12 protein-coding genes are annotated in these 13,606 nt (G+C 60.1%); 7 read left to right on the top strand and 5 right to left on the bottom strand.

Annotated features, from left to right (window positions below; all coding sequences use genetic code 11):
- Positions 1–2 precede the first annotated feature (2 nt).
- Genes GYM47_RS00110 through pelG form a run of 5 tightly spaced genes read left to right on the top strand, consistent with a single transcriptional unit; the run spans position 3 to position 6,004 of the window.
- Positions 3–614 (top strand): hypothetical protein, encoded by a 612-nt coding sequence (locus tag GYM47_RS00110; protein ID WP_231125629.1) that lies wholly within the window; start codon positions 3–5, stop codon positions 612–614.
- A gap of 11 nt (positions 615–625) precedes the next feature.
- On the top strand, positions 626–1,987 hold the full coding sequence (locus GYM47_RS00105; RefSeq protein WP_153843609.1) for a PelD GGDEF domain-containing protein: 1,362 nt from the start codon (positions 626–628) through the stop codon (positions 1,985–1,987).
- Positions 1,974–3,029, top strand: coding sequence for a HEAT repeat domain-containing protein (locus GYM47_RS00100; protein ID WP_139526190.1), 1,056 nt, complete (start codon positions 1,974–1,976; stop codon positions 3,027–3,029). The genes GYM47_RS00105 and GYM47_RS00100 overlap by 14 nt, the downstream gene beginning before the upstream one ends.
- Positions 3,026–4,600: a GT4 family glycosyltransferase PelF gene (pelF, locus tag GYM47_RS00095; protein WP_153843610.1), complete on the top strand. Its 1,575-nt coding sequence runs from the start codon at positions 3,026–3,028 to the stop codon at positions 4,598–4,600. Before GYM47_RS00100 ends, pelF begins: the two co-directional genes overlap by 4 nt.
- Before the next feature lie 21 nt (positions 4,601–4,621).
- Positions 4,622–6,004, top strand: a complete 1,383-nt coding sequence (gene pelG, locus GYM47_RS00090) for an exopolysaccharide Pel transporter PelG (protein ID WP_153843611.1) — start codon at positions 4,622–4,624, stop codon at positions 6,002–6,004.
- Positions 6,005–6,038: 34 nt separating this feature from the next.
- Here pelG and waaA read toward each other — a convergent pair whose 3' ends face one another.
- The 3 genes from waaA to GYM47_RS00075 are packed head-to-tail and all read right to left on the bottom strand — an operon-like array spanning position 6,039 to position 9,848.
- Positions 6,039–7,331 (bottom strand): lipid IV(A) 3-deoxy-D-manno-octulosonic acid transferase, encoded by a 1,293-nt coding sequence (gene waaA, locus GYM47_RS00085; protein WP_153843612.1) that lies wholly within the window; start codon positions 7,329–7,331, stop codon positions 6,039–6,041.
- Positions 7,331–8,761 carry a bifunctional D-glycero-beta-D-manno-heptose-7-phosphate kinase/D-glycero-beta-D-manno-heptose 1-phosphate adenylyltransferase HldE gene (hldE, locus tag GYM47_RS00080; protein WP_153843613.1) on the bottom strand — a complete coding sequence of 477 codons (1,431 nt, stop codon included), beginning with the start codon at positions 8,759–8,761 and terminating at the stop codon, positions 7,331–7,333. The genes waaA and hldE overlap by 1 nt, the downstream gene beginning before the upstream one ends.
- A complete protein-coding gene (locus tag GYM47_RS00075) occupies positions 8,751–9,848 on the bottom strand; it encodes a glycosyltransferase family 9 protein (RefSeq protein WP_153843614.1) in 1,098 nt (365 codons plus the stop codon). The genes hldE and GYM47_RS00075 overlap by 11 nt, the downstream gene beginning before the upstream one ends.
- Between GYM47_RS00075 and GYM47_RS00070 the strand changes: the two genes are divergently transcribed.
- Positions 9,847–10,590 (top strand): 3-deoxy-D-manno-octulosonic acid kinase, encoded by a 744-nt coding sequence (locus tag GYM47_RS00070; protein ID WP_153843615.1) that lies wholly within the window; start codon positions 9,847–9,849, stop codon positions 10,588–10,590. The two genes, GYM47_RS00075 and GYM47_RS00070, sit on opposite strands and share 2 nt — an antisense overlap.
- Here GYM47_RS00070 and GYM47_RS00065 read toward each other — a convergent pair.
- Positions 10,572–11,690: a glycosyltransferase family 4 protein gene (locus GYM47_RS00065; RefSeq protein ID WP_153843616.1), complete on the bottom strand. Its 1,119-nt coding sequence runs from the start codon at positions 11,688–11,690 to the stop codon at positions 10,572–10,574. The two genes, GYM47_RS00070 and GYM47_RS00065, sit on opposite strands and share 19 nt — an antisense overlap.
- An 84-nt stretch (positions 11,691–11,774) precedes the next feature.
- Between GYM47_RS00065 and GYM47_RS00060 the strand changes: the two genes are divergently transcribed.
- The gene (locus tag GYM47_RS00060; protein WP_153843617.1) at positions 11,775–12,869 is read left to right on the top strand and encodes a glycosyltransferase family 9 protein; all 1,095 of its coding nucleotides are present in this window, start codon (positions 11,775–11,777) and stop codon (positions 12,867–12,869) included.
- Here the strand turns inward: GYM47_RS00060 and GYM47_RS00055 are convergent.
- Positions 12,780–13,541 carry a glycosyltransferase family 2 protein gene (locus tag GYM47_RS00055; protein ID WP_139526181.1) on the bottom strand — a complete coding sequence of 254 codons (762 nt, stop codon included), beginning with the start codon at positions 13,539–13,541 and terminating at the stop codon, positions 12,780–12,782. The two genes, GYM47_RS00060 and GYM47_RS00055, sit on opposite strands and share 90 nt — an antisense overlap.
- Between the last annotated feature and the right edge of the window lie 65 nt (positions 13,542–13,606).

Below are 13,606 nucleotides of genomic sequence, written 5' to 3'. Positions count from 1 at the left end.
CCATGTCACAGGTAAACCAGCGGCCATGCCGTTACTCCACCCACTGCTTGCAGCGCCGCTCGAGCGCCCTCGGAGATACCGCTATGCATACCTACCTATCAAAGCCTCTTTTGTGGCTTGTGCTGCTGAGCCTTTGGTTGAGCGGCTGCGCTGTTACCGATGTGCATCGCTCTGACCCCGTCAGCCGACAAGCCAGCTGGGCCCTGCTGCCCCTCGCCAATCACTCTGAAACACCGCTTGCGGGACACAAAGCGGAAGCTAGCCTGATGACCCTGTTACAGCAACGCGGCATTCACTCGCTCCGCCAAGCGCCACGGCCAGACGCCATGGACTTACTCAGCCTGCCCAGCGACCAGGATTACCAGGCAGCGCTTGCCTGGGCGCAGCAGCAAGGCGTGCGCTACGGCGTCACCGGCTCGGTGGATGAGTGGCAATACAAAGCAGGATTAGATGGCGAACCGGCGATTGGTATGAGCCTGCGAGTGGTGGATGTGAATAGCGGCGACATCGTGTGGAGCGCCAGCGGCGCGCGCACTGGCTGGGGGTTTAGTACCACTAGCGGCGTCGCGCAGAAACTCATGGCGGATCTCCTAGACACGCTGCCTTTGCAATAGAGGGGTCTGCCATGGCCACCCATATAGACGAACTGCAACCCGCGCTTGCTCCCCGCTGGCTGCGCTATCTGGAAACCCTCATCATCACCCTAGCGCTGCCAGTGATTGGCTGGATCATTAATCCAAACGATCCGCTGCTTTTGGGTAGTGGCCTGACGTGGCTGCTGGCCATTGCCCCCCTGCTCGTCGGGATGCGCTACGGTTTCGCCCTGGGCTTTGTCAGTGCCTTGCTCAGCGTCACCATCATGGGGTTGGAAGGTGTTTGGTATCACGGCGACTTGTTCGTCGAGCGTGCCCAGCGGCTGCCGATTGCCATCGCGCTCATTTTGGTGGGCATGGTGGCAGGTGAAATGGCGGATGTGTGGCGGCGGCGTCTTCAGCAAATGGCCATTCTGCACCGTGCGCAATCAACACGCCTGGAGGAGTTCGTGCGCCACTATCAGCTGCTGCGTGTCTCCCACGATCAGCTGGCAGAGCGACTGGCTGCCAACCCGTTTACCTTGCGTGATGCGCTGCGAGCACTGGAAGAGAAGTTCCTATCACTTGCCTCACACCAGGATCCACTGGCTCAGCATGGTGATGAACTGCTGGGTTTTTTAGCGCTTCACGCGCGCATTCAGCAAGCCGTGCTGTTGCCCGTGGATCAGCAGCAACGGCTTATGCCTCAGGCCGCAATGTGGTTCGGAGGGGAAACAGCCCTGGATTGGCATGACCCCATGCTAATGGCCTGCCTTGAACAGCGCCGTATGATCTGCCTGAAAAGCGCCATGGCCCAGGGCATCAATATTGATAACGCTCCCCTGCTTGCCGTCGTACCGCTCATGGACGTTGAAGAGCAAATTCACGCCGTGGTGGCGGTGACGGCGATGCCGTTCATTGATTTTCATCGCGGTCATTTACACCTCCTGGCGGTATTAGGTGCCCAGCTAGGTGACATGCTTCGACACACCCAGCGCTCTAGCCAAGGCAGCGGGGGCCATCAGCGCTCGCTGGTGGCGCAGTGGGTGCGGCATGCCCGAGAGCATCAGCTCACCTCACTGCTCGTAGCCATCGATTTTGCGGAGTCATTAAGCGACGCCCAGCTGCACCAGGCCGTTGATAACGTCGCTCAGCAGCAGCGCGGTCTGGATCGCAGCTGGATGGTGTGTCAGGCAGGTCTCCCAAGGCGCCTGTATGTGCTGCTCCCCTTAACCCAGCCACGCGCATTTACCATATACGCAGAGCGCCTGCAGGAACGCTTGGCCTCTGAACCTGGTCTTGGCGAAGCCTGTCAGGCCATTCGCCTCAGCTACCAAGTGATTGACGGACGACTATCGGCCAAAAAGCTTCTCTCGCGTCACGATCACGCCGAGGTGTCCCATGTACCGTCCTAATGCGCGCCCCCATATCGGTTGGCGCGTGCTGACAAGCCTGTGCTGGCTGTTAGCGGGCTTGGGGGTAGAAGGGTGGGTAGTCAATCGCTGGGTAATGGATAACGGGATAGTGGATAGCTGGGGCGCAAGCGTTGGGGCACCCTCGCTAACGCATCTGGCCGGGCACGCGGCGGGAAGCGTGTTACTGGCCGAAGGCCTTCGGCGGGCGCTCCCCCTCAACTATCAGCAACCCGTACTGGGCGCTCTAGTGGTGCTGTTCTTGCTGCTGTTTCTGCTGCCTGGCATTGCCTTTATCGGCTTACTGCTAGCCGTCGTGCCCGCGCTCTATTTATCCGCCCCGGCACGCCCTAGCGCTTGGCAACCGCTAGATTTACCCTCCCTTCCCTATCGGCCGCTGACACCCCCGAATGCTGATTCGATGGCTATGCGCGAAGGGCTCACTAGCGTCCTGAACGTCTCCGATAGCCCGGTGGCACGCCAAGAAGCAATTCTAGCTTGCCGCCATTTACCACCCAGGCAGGCCATTGGCCTACTGCGCTTAGGGCTGGCAGACCCAACCGATGATGTGCGTTTGCTGGCTTACTCCATGCTAAGCAACATTGAGCGCGATTTAGACGAGCGTATTCAGCGGCTGACGGCCACCCGTGACCAACATGGTGACCCTCACGGCCATCATGCCGAAGCGCTCGCCATGCTGAACTGGGAGTACGACTATCTGCATCTCGCCCAAGGCAGCACCGCACACTTTTATTTGACCCAAGCACTGAGTGAGATCGATACCGCCATTCGGCTTGCCAACTCCGCCCATCGCCAGCTGTTACGCGGTCGCTTGTGCTTGGCACTGAAAGCGTTCGATGACGCAGACGCCGCGTTTACACAGTGCGCATTGCTAGGCATGGAGGACGATGACCTAGCCGCTTACCGCGCGGAGCTGGCCTTCCAAACCCGGCGTTACCACGCCATGCAAGAGCAGCTTGCCCGGCTGAGCCCCAGCGCCGCGCAGCACCCTGTACTACACCCCTTGATGGAGTATTGGCGATGACATGGCCCACCCTGGGTAAACGCGATACACCGGCAGATGTCATTTTACTGCTCGAGGGCACCTACCCCATGGTACGAGGCGGCGTGAGCGCTTGGGTGGATCAGCTCATTCGAGGGCTGCCCCAACTGCGCTTTGCATTGGTTTTCTTGGGCGGTCGACCGGATCACTACCAGGGTATTTTGTTCGAGCGGCCCGCGAACGTGGTGCATCTGGAGTGCCACTATCTAATGGACGACCTGCCCTCGTTATCGGCCATCAAAGCGCGTCGAGGCAATCTCAGTACGTTCGACACCGTGCAGGAGCTGCACGAAAACCTGCGCAACCCTGAGCAGCAGGACCCGCTACGCGCCCTGTGTGATGTGGCGCGAATGATTGGCCAACGGGGCGGCTTGAGCCGCGAGGATTTTCTACATAGCCAGGCGGCTTGGAAGCAAATCGTTGACCACTACCTCACCCACGTCACCGAGCCCTCGTTCATCGACTACTTTTGGTCGGTGCGCAATATTCATGCGCCGCTCTTTTTGCTGGCCAGCATTGCGCAAAAACTGCCTAAAGGGCGCTGCCTACATGCCATTTCCACCGGTTACGCGGGATTTCTCGGTGCGCTGGCGCACCATATTCACCACCTCCCCTTCGCGATTACCGAACATGGCATTTATACCAAGGAGCGGCAGATTGACCTGTTAGAGGCAAAGTGGATCAAAACCTCCACCGATGCGCTATCCCACGGTTTTCAGATCCATACGGGCTACCTGCGCCAGATGTGGATTCGCTTTTTCCAGGGCCTTGGCCGCATGACCTATGCCAGCGCTTCGCACATTACCACGCTACACGAAGGCAACCGCCTACGGCAGATACAAGACGGTGCCGAGAAGGCGCGCACGCGGATTATTCCCAACGGGATTCAGATCGAGCGCTTTGCCCCGTTGCGCAGCGCGACCGCCCACAACCAGCAACCGATCGTGGCGCTGCTGGGCCGCGTGACCCCCATCAAAGATATCAAGACCTTCATTCGCGCGATGCGCCAGCTTATCAGCCAAGTCCCTGACGCTCAGGGCTGGATTGTCGGACCCGACAGTGAAGATCCTGCCTACGCCCAAGAGTGCCGCGATTTAGTCCAGCAGCTAGGCGTTGAAAAGCAGGTGCGGTTTCTCGGCTTCCAACGTACCGAGGAGATACTGGCCCAGGTGCGCTTAGTGGTGCTGACCTCTATTAGCGAGGCTCAGCCGCTGGTGGTACTGGAAGCCATGGCGGCGGGTATACCGGTGGTGTGCAGCGATGTCGGTGCCTGCCGCGAGCTAGTGACCGGCGACGCGACACGCCAACAGGCCGCGGGTCAGATCGTGCCCATCGCCAACCCCATGGCCACTGCCCATGCCATGGAGCAGCTGCTAACGCAGCCCGCTAGATGGCTGGACGCTCGCGCAGCAGGCATCGCCCGCGTAGAGGCCGACTATACCGAGGCCTTAATGATGGCGCGCTATCTGCAGCTGTATGACGAGGTCATGTACCCCGACGCCCTCCCGATGACGGCAGCAGCTCGCCTGTTCACCGCGCTTGGCAGGCGCTAATACCTAGTTGAGGAGGGGGTTATGGCAGGCATTGGTTTTGAGCTTCGGCGATTACTGCGCCAGGACAGCTACGTCAGCCTGCTGCGTGCCTATGGCTACGCAGGCTTGATCAGTTCCGGGCCCTGGGTGCTGTCGATACTGGCAGTCATGGCGCTTGGGGTGTTGTCGGCAGCGGCAAGCCCCAGTGGCAGTGCCCATGTAACGGAGTTTTTGGTCTCGGTGACTTGGCTGGTGGCTAGTTCACTGCTGCTAACGTCACTGGTGCAGCTGCTGTTTACCCGATTTGTGGCCGACCGCCTGTTTGAAAAGCGCGACAGTGCGATTCTGCCGAACCTGTTTGGTCTGCTCACGCTGGTGGTGCTCGTCGCGGCCAGCGTCGGCGTGAGCCTTCTATGGTTTACCTTTCAAGGCACGTCATGGCTTTATCAGCTTGAAATGCTGATGAGCTTTATCGTGCTGAGCATGATCTGGTGCGTCACGGTGTTCGTTGCCGGTGTTAAGGCCTATCGCCAAGTCCTGTGGGCCTTTGCGTTTGGCTATGGCGCCACCTTCGTGGGTGGCATGCTGCTGAGCAGCTACGGATTGATAGGGTTACTGGGGGGCTTTGTGCTGGGCCAGAGCCTGCTGCTCTTTACGCTGCTGGCGATGGTGATTCGCCACTACCCAAGCGATCGGCTATGGGCCTTTGACCTGCACCGCGCAGGGCAGTGTCAGCGGGCGCTGATGGCCATTGGCTTGTTTTATCAGCTCGGTATCTGGGCAGACAAGCTCGTCTTTTGGTTTCACCCTGGCACCTCGGAGACCATTATTGGCCCGCTGCGCGCCTCACCCATTTACGACCTGCCGATCTTCTTGGCGTACCTCTCCATCGTACCGGGCATGGCCGTATTCATCATGCGTATGGAGACGGATTTCGCAGAGCGCTGCCAAGCGTATTACGACGCCATACGCCAAGGCGATACGCTGCTGCATATTGAGGACCTGCGCGGTGAGATGATGGCCAGCGTGCGGCACGGCATTTATGACATCTTTAAAGTGCAGGGCATAACGGTCGTGGCCTTACTGCTCAGCGGACCGATGCTTTTTTCCTGGCTCGGTTTTTCCCACTGGTATCTGCCGCTATTTAATATCGACATCGTGGCAGTCGCCATACAAGTACTGTTTATGGCAATCCTCAACGTGCTATTTTATCTCGACCGCCTAAAACCCGCGCTGTGGCTATGCCTGCTATTTTTCATCGCCAATGTGCTTCTCACCCTGCTCAGCCAGATGCTAGGGCCAGTGTTTTACGGCTATGGCTATGCGCTGTCACTGCTGTTTACGTCGCTGGTGGGGCTTGCGGTACTCAATCATGAGTTTGAGCAGCTCACGTTCCAAACGTTCATGCTGCAGCCCCATAAGTAGGCCGCCAGGGCAAGAAGGGAGTGAATGCTTACTATCAAGACGGCATCGAGATCATCTGCTCAATACCCGTTAAGGTACGCGCGAGCGCCCCGCGCTGGGCTTTAATGACCGCCTTACCCGCTTGGCCCGCCTGCAGGGCGCGGGCCGGGTGGGCAAAGGCATCTACCAGCGCACTGGCGAGCGCATCGTGGGAAGCTACCACCGTCAGTGCCTTGGCCGCCAAGAGCGGCTCGGCAACATCACTGAAGTTCTCCAGCGACGGCCCGCACAGTACGGGCTTACCCAGTGCGGCAGGCTCCAATACGTTATGCCCGCCCAGTGGCACCAAGCTTCCGCCTACGTAAGCCACGCTCCCCGCGCCGTACAGCATCGCCAGCTCGCCCAGCGTATCTCCCAGGTAGACCTGGGTGGTGGGCGTGACGGGCTGTTGCTGGCTTCGACGACTCACCTTGAACTCTTCACGCTCACACAGGGCCGCCACCTCGTCAAAGCGCTGAGGATGGCGAGGCACCAGCACCAGCAGTGCGTCTGGAAAGCGTTCAAGCAGTTGGCGGTGGGCCGTGAGCAGCAGCGCTTCTTCACCATCGCGTGTTGAGCCCGCGACCCAGACGGGACGCTGACCCCACGCATGAAGTAAGCGCTCACTCTCTTCCAGCGCCCTTTCAGGTAAGGCTTGCTCGAATTTCAGCGATCCCACCACGGAGATCGATTCAGCGGCACAGCCCAGCGCTTGAAAACGCTCGGCGTCTTCTGGTGATTTAGCGGCCAGCCACGTCACGTTGGCCAAGGCCCCCTGCATCAGCGGGCGCAAACGCTGGTAGCGGCCAAACGCGCGGGGTGATAGTCGGCCGTTCACTACGACAACGGGCACCGCCTGCCGATGGCAAGCGTGAAGCAGGTTCGGCCACAGCTCGGTTTCAAACAGGATGGCAAGGTCCGGCTGTACGCAAGCCACAAAACGCCTGGCCGCGCCGGGAAAATCCAACGGCAGAAAACGGTGGGCAAGACGCGTCTGGTCGGCAGTACCCTGCTCTGCTATCAACGCCTGTGCCTGTCTGGCGCCGGTAGCCGTCATGGTGGTCAGTAGCAGGCTGTGGTGAGTAAAGCGCGCCAGTAGCCCTTCGATCAGCGGGCGGGCAGCGCGTACCTCGCCTACCGAGGCACAGTGCAGCCAAAGGCGCGGTTCGGGTGGCAGTGGTTCAAGGCGCAGCCCCAACCGCTGGAGCCGTGAGTAAGTGGGCACTTGCTCACGCCAGATGCGCCAGCCAATCAGCGGCGCTAAGCCATACAGCGCCGCTGAGTAGGCCAGCCGTGGCCAGCGGGCCATTAGCTTTCGCGATCCAGGATCGAGCTGATCATTGCCGTGGTGGACACGCCATCTTCGAAGCCCAGCACCTTGACCTCGCCACCGTTGGCGATCACGGCGCTGCCGCCAGCAATGTCCTCGGGGCGGTAGTCACCGCCTTTGACCAGGATATCCGGCAGTACCTGCTCGATCAGGGCGGCAGGCGTGTCGTCACTGAACGGCACCACCCAATCCACCGCGCCAAGCCCGGCCAGCACCTGCATTCGCCGGTTCAACGGGTTGATAGGGCGCTTCGGCCCTTTCAACCGGCCGATGGAGGCATCGTCGTTCACCGCGACGATCAGCCGGTCGCCCAGGCGTTTGGCCTGTTCCAAGTAGGCCACATGGCCAGCGTGGAGAATGTCGAAGCACCCGTTGGTCATCACCACCCGCTCGCCACGCAGCTGCGCAGCGCGAACGGCATCGACCAGCGGCGCTGGTTCGATCACGCCGAACTCGGCCAGTTTGTCACCATGCAGCGCCGTGTAAAGCTCGGCAATCGAGAGCGTGGCGGTACCCGGCTTCGCCACCACTAGGCCCGCCCCCAGGTTCGCCAACATCATCGCTTCCGGCAGCGCATGGTGAGCGGCCAAGGCCAGGCCCATCAGACCAATCACGGTATCGCCTGCGCCGGTCACATCGAAGACCTCTTGAGCACGGGTGGGCAGATGCAGCGGCGCATGGCCTTCACGGATCAGCGTCATCCCTTTTTCGCTGCGGGTAATCAACAGCGCTTCGAGTTCGAGTTCGGCACGCAGCGCTTCGCCACGCTCGGCAAGAATGGCGTCCGTGGCGCAAGGCCCCACCACGGCCTCGAATTCGGTGAGGTTGGGGGTAATCAGGCTAGCCCCTCGGTACTTGGTGAAATCCTGCCCCTTGGGATCGATCAGCACCCGCTTGCCGTGCTGACGCGCCATGTCGATTAAATGCTCCACTTGATTGAGCGTGCCCTTACCGTAATCGGACAGGATCACCACGTCGCATTCGGGCAGTGCCTGTTCCACTTGTGCCAGCAGGGCGCTGGTATCCACGCTGTCGAGACGCTGCTCGAAATCCAGGCGCAGCAGCTGCTGGTTACGGCTCATCACGCGTAGCTTGGTAATCGTGGGTATATCAGGGCTGCGTTGGAAGTAAGTGCTTACATTGGCTGCCGCCAAGCGCTTTGAGAGCAGCTCGGCATTGTCATCCTCGCCCACCAGACCCGCCAGCGCGGCGTGCCCGCCCAAGGACGCCACGTTGAGCGCCACGTTGGCGGCGCCGCCGGGCCGGTCATCGGCATCTTCCACGCGTACCACGGGCACCGGCGCTTCCGGGGAGATCCGCGAGGTGCCGCCGTGCCAGTAGCGGTCGAGCATGACATCCCCGACCACCAGTACGCGGGCATGTTCCAGGGCGGTTAGATCAACTTTCATCCGAGAGTCCTGTTGTGGTGTGTGCTGCGCTGTGCGCCAGCAGCGCGTCTAACTTGGCAATGACGTCGTCCGCTTTGATCAAGTCCATCGCATCGGCATGGCGCACCCGCTGCCCCCAGCTCACTTCGTCCACCGATTTATGCAGATAAGTGCGTACCGCATCGGGGTAGGCATCGACGGCAAAATCGCGCCACAGATAGGGCGCAGCCCGTTGAGGGTTAGTGGTGGCATAGAGGCCAAGCGTCGGCGTGCCCATGGCATTACCCATATGGGCAGGGCCGGTATCCGGAGCAATCACTGCGCGGGCGTTATCGATCAGCGCCAGGACACCTTTCAATGAGGTGCCGCCGATGGCGTTGATGACGCTACCCGACTGGCAGAGCGCTTCGATCTGGTCGCCCATTTCGCGCTCCAAGGGGCTGCCGCCCCCCGTGAGTACGCTCTTCAGACCGTGCTGTACCCAGGCGTGTTCAATCACGCTCGCATACCCTTCCACCGACCAGTTGCGAAAATTACGTAGCCGCGCATTACTACAGGGGTTGATCACCAAGTAAGGCGTGTCACCACTGATCCCTCTGGCTTCTTCGTAGGCGATGGCAGGCACCGCAAGATTCCACTCCAAGCGGTCGTCTTCGACGCCCAGCAGACGGGCAAAATCCATGAACGACTCCAGCACATGGGCATTCGCATGGGGAGCCAACTGGTGCTGGGTGAACCAGTGCTGAGCGTCCTTGGCACGGGCCTTGTCATACCCTACCCGGACGTTGGCTTTGAGACCAAGCGAGAGCACGCTGGCGCGAATGGCCTGTTGCATATGCAGCAGTACGTCGAAGCGGGTATCGGCCAGCTCACGCCAGATGGCCCGCATGCCGGTAAGCCCGGTCGCTTTGTCGTACACGACGAACTCGACCCCGGAAAGCCCGGCCAGTAAACTGTGCTCCCCCTTGCCGATAATCCAGGTAATGCGCGCATGCGGCCACTGGCGCTGCAACGCTCGCACCGTTGGCACGAGATTGCACACGTCTCCCAACGCGGAGAGGCGCAAAATGGCAATATGGTTTGGTTGAACAGGCAGAGAGGGCTTCATGCGCTTAGCGGCACTCCGGCAGAAAAATGGGCTGATTCTACACGATGCAGACAGTTTAAGTGACGCCTGCGCAACACACCAACTCTCCTCCCCGGTTCACCCCCTAAGCGCGGCGCTGTTCGAGGCAGCGTACTGGCGAACGCGGGGTCTGGTGGTCGGCGAAGCGCCGGGCCGAGGTAGCAGCCTGTTCCTGAAGGCGCGCGACGACGAGCAGTGGGTGCTGCGCCCTTACCAGCGCGGCGGGCTCATCGCCAAGCTCAGCCAGCAGCGCTATGTGTGGCTGGGGGCCGAGCGAACCCGGGCGTTTCGTGAAATGCGTTTGACCGCCGCACTGTATGAGCAAGGCCTGCCCGTCCCGCGTCCGGTGGCCTGCTGTGTCACCCGGTTTGGGCTGACTTATGAGGCGGCACTGCTGACCGTGCGCATCCCCGGCGCTCGGGCGCTCGCCTCACTCCTCACCAATGAAGAGGCTGACGAGGCGCTATTAAAGCGCGTTGGCGCAATGATCAAGCGATTTCATCAAGCGGGCTTGGACCATGTCGACCTCAACGCCCGCAACATTCTGATGGATGAGGCTGGCAAGCCCTGGCTGATCGATCTCGACCGCTGCCGACTGCGCCCGCCTGGCAAGTGGCAGGCACGTAACCTACAGCGGCTGGAGCGCTCGGTGGCGAAGTTTGCCCCTGGCCAAGAGAAGCGTCTGATGGCGCCGCTTTACTCAGGCTATGCCGACGCCGAGTAGATCTCGATCAAGCGCTTTACGTGCTGCTTGTTGCTGAAGCGCTCTTCGACTCGTCGCCGAGCGGCCAGTCCCATGGCCTTGCGTGTGTCGGCATCGCGAATCAACGTGGTCATGGCATCGCGCCAGGCGGGCACGTCAAACGGGCCTACCAACACCCCGGAATCAGCATCTACTAGCTCCGGCAACGACCCGGTATTCGAGCCTATGATCGGCATACCGCAGGCCATGGACTCGATGATCGTCAGACCGAACGCTTCGTTTTCCGAAGGAATACACACCACGTCCAGCACGGGTAGAATCTCCGTCAGGTCACTGCGATGCCCTAGAAAGGCGATCTTATCCGCCAGCGGCGTGCCCGCGATGGTGCGCTGCAACTCGGCATAAAATGTCTCCACACCCCCCGAGGCATAGTCCGTGCCTCCGATCGAGAGCGCATAGAAATGGAGCGAGGGGTCTAATTCCAGCAGCGCTTTTACCCATATGTCTTGGCCTTTACCCGGCGTCACGCGGCCAGGCAGACCGATCAATACAGCATCGGCCGGAACATTCAGTGCTTCGCGCTTAGCCGTGATGGCTGCGGGGTCACGATTGGGCTGGTACTTATCGATATCGACGCCGTGGGGCAAACACACCACCCGCTCCTGGGGAAGCGGCAAATTACGGATATTGCGCTGGTATGTTGCCTGGCTGATAGACAGCACGCGGTCCACGCAGCCATAAGCCATGCGATGATAGGGGCTTTTTTTCGGCCGCTGCCCGCCCACGTGGTCCGTGTAGATGATCCTTAGTGTCGGCAGCAGTGCTTTCAACAAGGTGGTGAGGCGCAGATCACTCGATTTATGGCAGTGAATGACGGAAATGCCCTCCTTGATGAGCCAGCGGCGGATCGAGAATAGCTGGGACAGCGCCTGGCCGTTGCTCGAAAAGGCTTTATAGGGCACTTCGTTACGCTGCATATAGCTCTCTACCTTGGTATCTTTCAGGCAGATGCCCCTGACCTCCCAGCCTTCAGACACTAGGTCTTCAATCACCCGATCGACATACAGCTCCATTCCGCCTTTGCCATCAGAAAGACACAGTTGCAGTACCTTCTTCGCCATCGCATGCCCTACCTAGCCGCGCACCGTTAAACAATCCTTACAATCTCTTGTAGTATACAGGCTGCTTTTAACGGGGCCTAAATCATGGCGCAGAAACTGCTTGTCGTCCGTAACGACAAAATCGGCGATTTTATGCTGGCGTGGCCAGCGCTAGCGTGCTTGAAACAGGCCTCGCCTATGCCCCACGTGACCGTGCTGGTGCCTGCCTATACAGCCCCCTTAGCCAAGGCGTGCCCATGGGTCGATGACGTCATCATCGACCCCGGTAGCCAGGCTGATAAAGCGACGCAGCAGGCGCTATTGTTTCACGTGAAACAATCGAAATTCGATGCACTGCTAACGCTGTTTTCGACACCGCGTATCGGTTGGCTAGGCATGAAAGCAGGCATTCCGCTGCGCGTTGCCCCTGCAACCAAGTGGGCACAGGTGTTTTATAACGTGCGAATACGCCAACGCCGCTCCCATTCCGCCAAACCCGAGTACCAGTACAACGTCGACTTGGCCTGTGAACTGTTGGCTCGACTGTCGTTAACGCTGACCACCCTGCCTTCGCCCCCGTTCTGGCCGATGGATGGCGCGCAGCGTCTTGTCCAACGCCAAACGTTGGCCAACGACACCTCAGAACGCGTGGTGGTGGTTCATCCTGGCAGCGGCGGCTCGGCGGTCAATCTATCGGTTGCGCAGTACGCCGAGCTGATCGCTCACGTTCACCGACAGTGCCAGCCTCTGCCACTACGCTGGCTCATCAGCGCTGGCCCCAGTGAACAGCCACAGGCACAAGACTTGAGGAAACAACTAGCCGAAAAAGGCGTCGAGGCAGACCACTTTCCAGCAACTCCCAGCGTGGATGCCTTTGCACTGCAGCTTGGCGGAGCGGATATGCTGATTGCCGGCTCGACCGGGCCGCTGCATATTGCAGGCTGTCTCGATATCGCCACGGCGGGTTTTTATCCCGCCAAACGCTCCGCTACGCCGCTGCGCTGGCAAACCTGCAACCGAGCGGAAAAGCGTCTGGCGTTTAGCCCCCCTGCTGATGCCGACCAACAGGATATGACCACGATCGACCTCGGCAACGCCGCCGAACGGATTTCAGCGCTGCTTGTCGGCAGTGCGGGTACGCACCCAGAGATCGGCGTACTTGGCGAAAGTGGAATGTGCGGAGAGCAGCGCCAGCAATAGCCCCTGCTTGCCATCTTTAAAGCCTGCTTTCAGCACGTACATCTTGAGGAAGCAAGCCAACCCGTGACCCATGCCCTGCCCTAGCGTGGCCGTTTTCCCCTGGGCGGCGCGCTGCTCTGCCCAAGCCTGGGCATAGTGGGCGGATTTCTCCAGATAGTGGCGCAGGTCGCGATAGGTGTAGTGCAGCAGGTCACCGGATAGCGGCTTTTCGGCCAAGCCTTCGTTGAGTACTAGCTTTTCATGCACCAGCGCGGCGTTATAGCCCGCCTGACCTCTTGGGTAGAGACGCAGCACGCGGTCTGGGTACCAGCCCGAGTGGCGGATGAAGCGGCCGAAGCACCACGATAGGCGGCTCACGCTATAGGCAGCGGGAGGCTGCTGAATGGCCGCCTCAATGCTGTCACGCAATTCAGGCGTCACGCGCTCGTCGGCATCGACCATCAAAATCCACTCACCGTTTGCCAGGGCTTCTGCCCGCTGGCGCTGAATGCCAAACCCCTGCCAGTCGGCGTTGACGTTCACATTCTGGGTGAACTCTCGCGCAATCTCGCACGTGGCATCCTGGCTGCCCGCATCCAGCACGACGATTTCATCAGCCCACGTCAGCGTTTCCAGACACTCACGTAAGTGGTGCGCTTCGTTTTTGACAATCAACACAGCGGAAATAGACACGTCTCACCTTTACCCACTCAGTTTGAGGCATACACGGCTCGTCCGTGATCCTGCCCATTTTAGTG

The organism is Vreelandella piezotolerans (assembly GCF_012427705.1).
GTDB lineage: Bacteria > Pseudomonadota > Gammaproteobacteria > Pseudomonadales > Halomonadaceae > Vreelandella > Vreelandella piezotolerans.
Note: the sequence above shows the minus strand (reverse complement) of the source record. Positions and strands in the feature narration are given on the sequence as shown.

What these genes read in the sequence shown, in the direction of transcription:
- GYM47_RS00110 (WP_231125629.1), top strand. Translation starts at nt 3, where the DNA reads ATGTCACAGGTAAACCAGCGGCCATGCCGTTACTCCACCCACTGCTTG.
- GYM47_RS00105 (WP_153843609.1), top strand. Translation starts at nt 626, where the DNA reads ATGGCCACCCATATAGACGAACTGCAACCCGCGCTTGCTCCCCGCTGG.
- GYM47_RS00100 (WP_139526190.1), top strand. Translation starts at nt 1,974, where the DNA reads ATGTACCGTCCTAATGCGCGCCCCCATATCGGTTGGCGCGTGCTGACA.
- pelF (WP_153843610.1), top strand. Translation starts at nt 3,026, where the DNA reads ATGACATGGCCCACCCTGGGTAAACGCGATACACCGGCAGATGTCATT.
- pelG (WP_153843611.1), top strand. Translation starts at nt 4,622, where the DNA reads ATGGCAGGCATTGGTTTTGAGCTTCGGCGATTACTGCGCCAGGACAGC.
- waaA (WP_153843612.1), bottom strand. Translation starts at nt 7,331, where the DNA reads ATGGCCCGCTGGCCACGGCTGGCCTACTCAGCGGCGCTGTATGGCTTA.
- hldE (WP_153843613.1), bottom strand. Translation starts at nt 8,761, where the DNA reads ATGAAAGTTGATCTAACCGCCCTGGAACATGCCCGCGTACTGGTGGTC.
- GYM47_RS00070 (WP_153843615.1), top strand. Translation starts at nt 9,847, where the DNA reads ATGCGCTTAGCGGCACTCCGGCAGAAAAATGGGCTGATTCTACACGAT.
- GYM47_RS00075 (WP_153843614.1), bottom strand. Translation starts at nt 9,848, where the DNA reads ATGAAGCCCTCTCTGCCTGTTCAACCAAACCATATTGCCATTTTGCGC.
- GYM47_RS00065 (WP_153843616.1), bottom strand. Translation starts at nt 11,690, where the DNA reads ATGGCGAAGAAGGTACTGCAACTGTGTCTTTCTGATGGCAAAGGCGGA.
- GYM47_RS00060 (WP_153843617.1), top strand. Translation starts at nt 11,775, where the DNA reads ATGGCGCAGAAACTGCTTGTCGTCCGTAACGACAAAATCGGCGATTTT.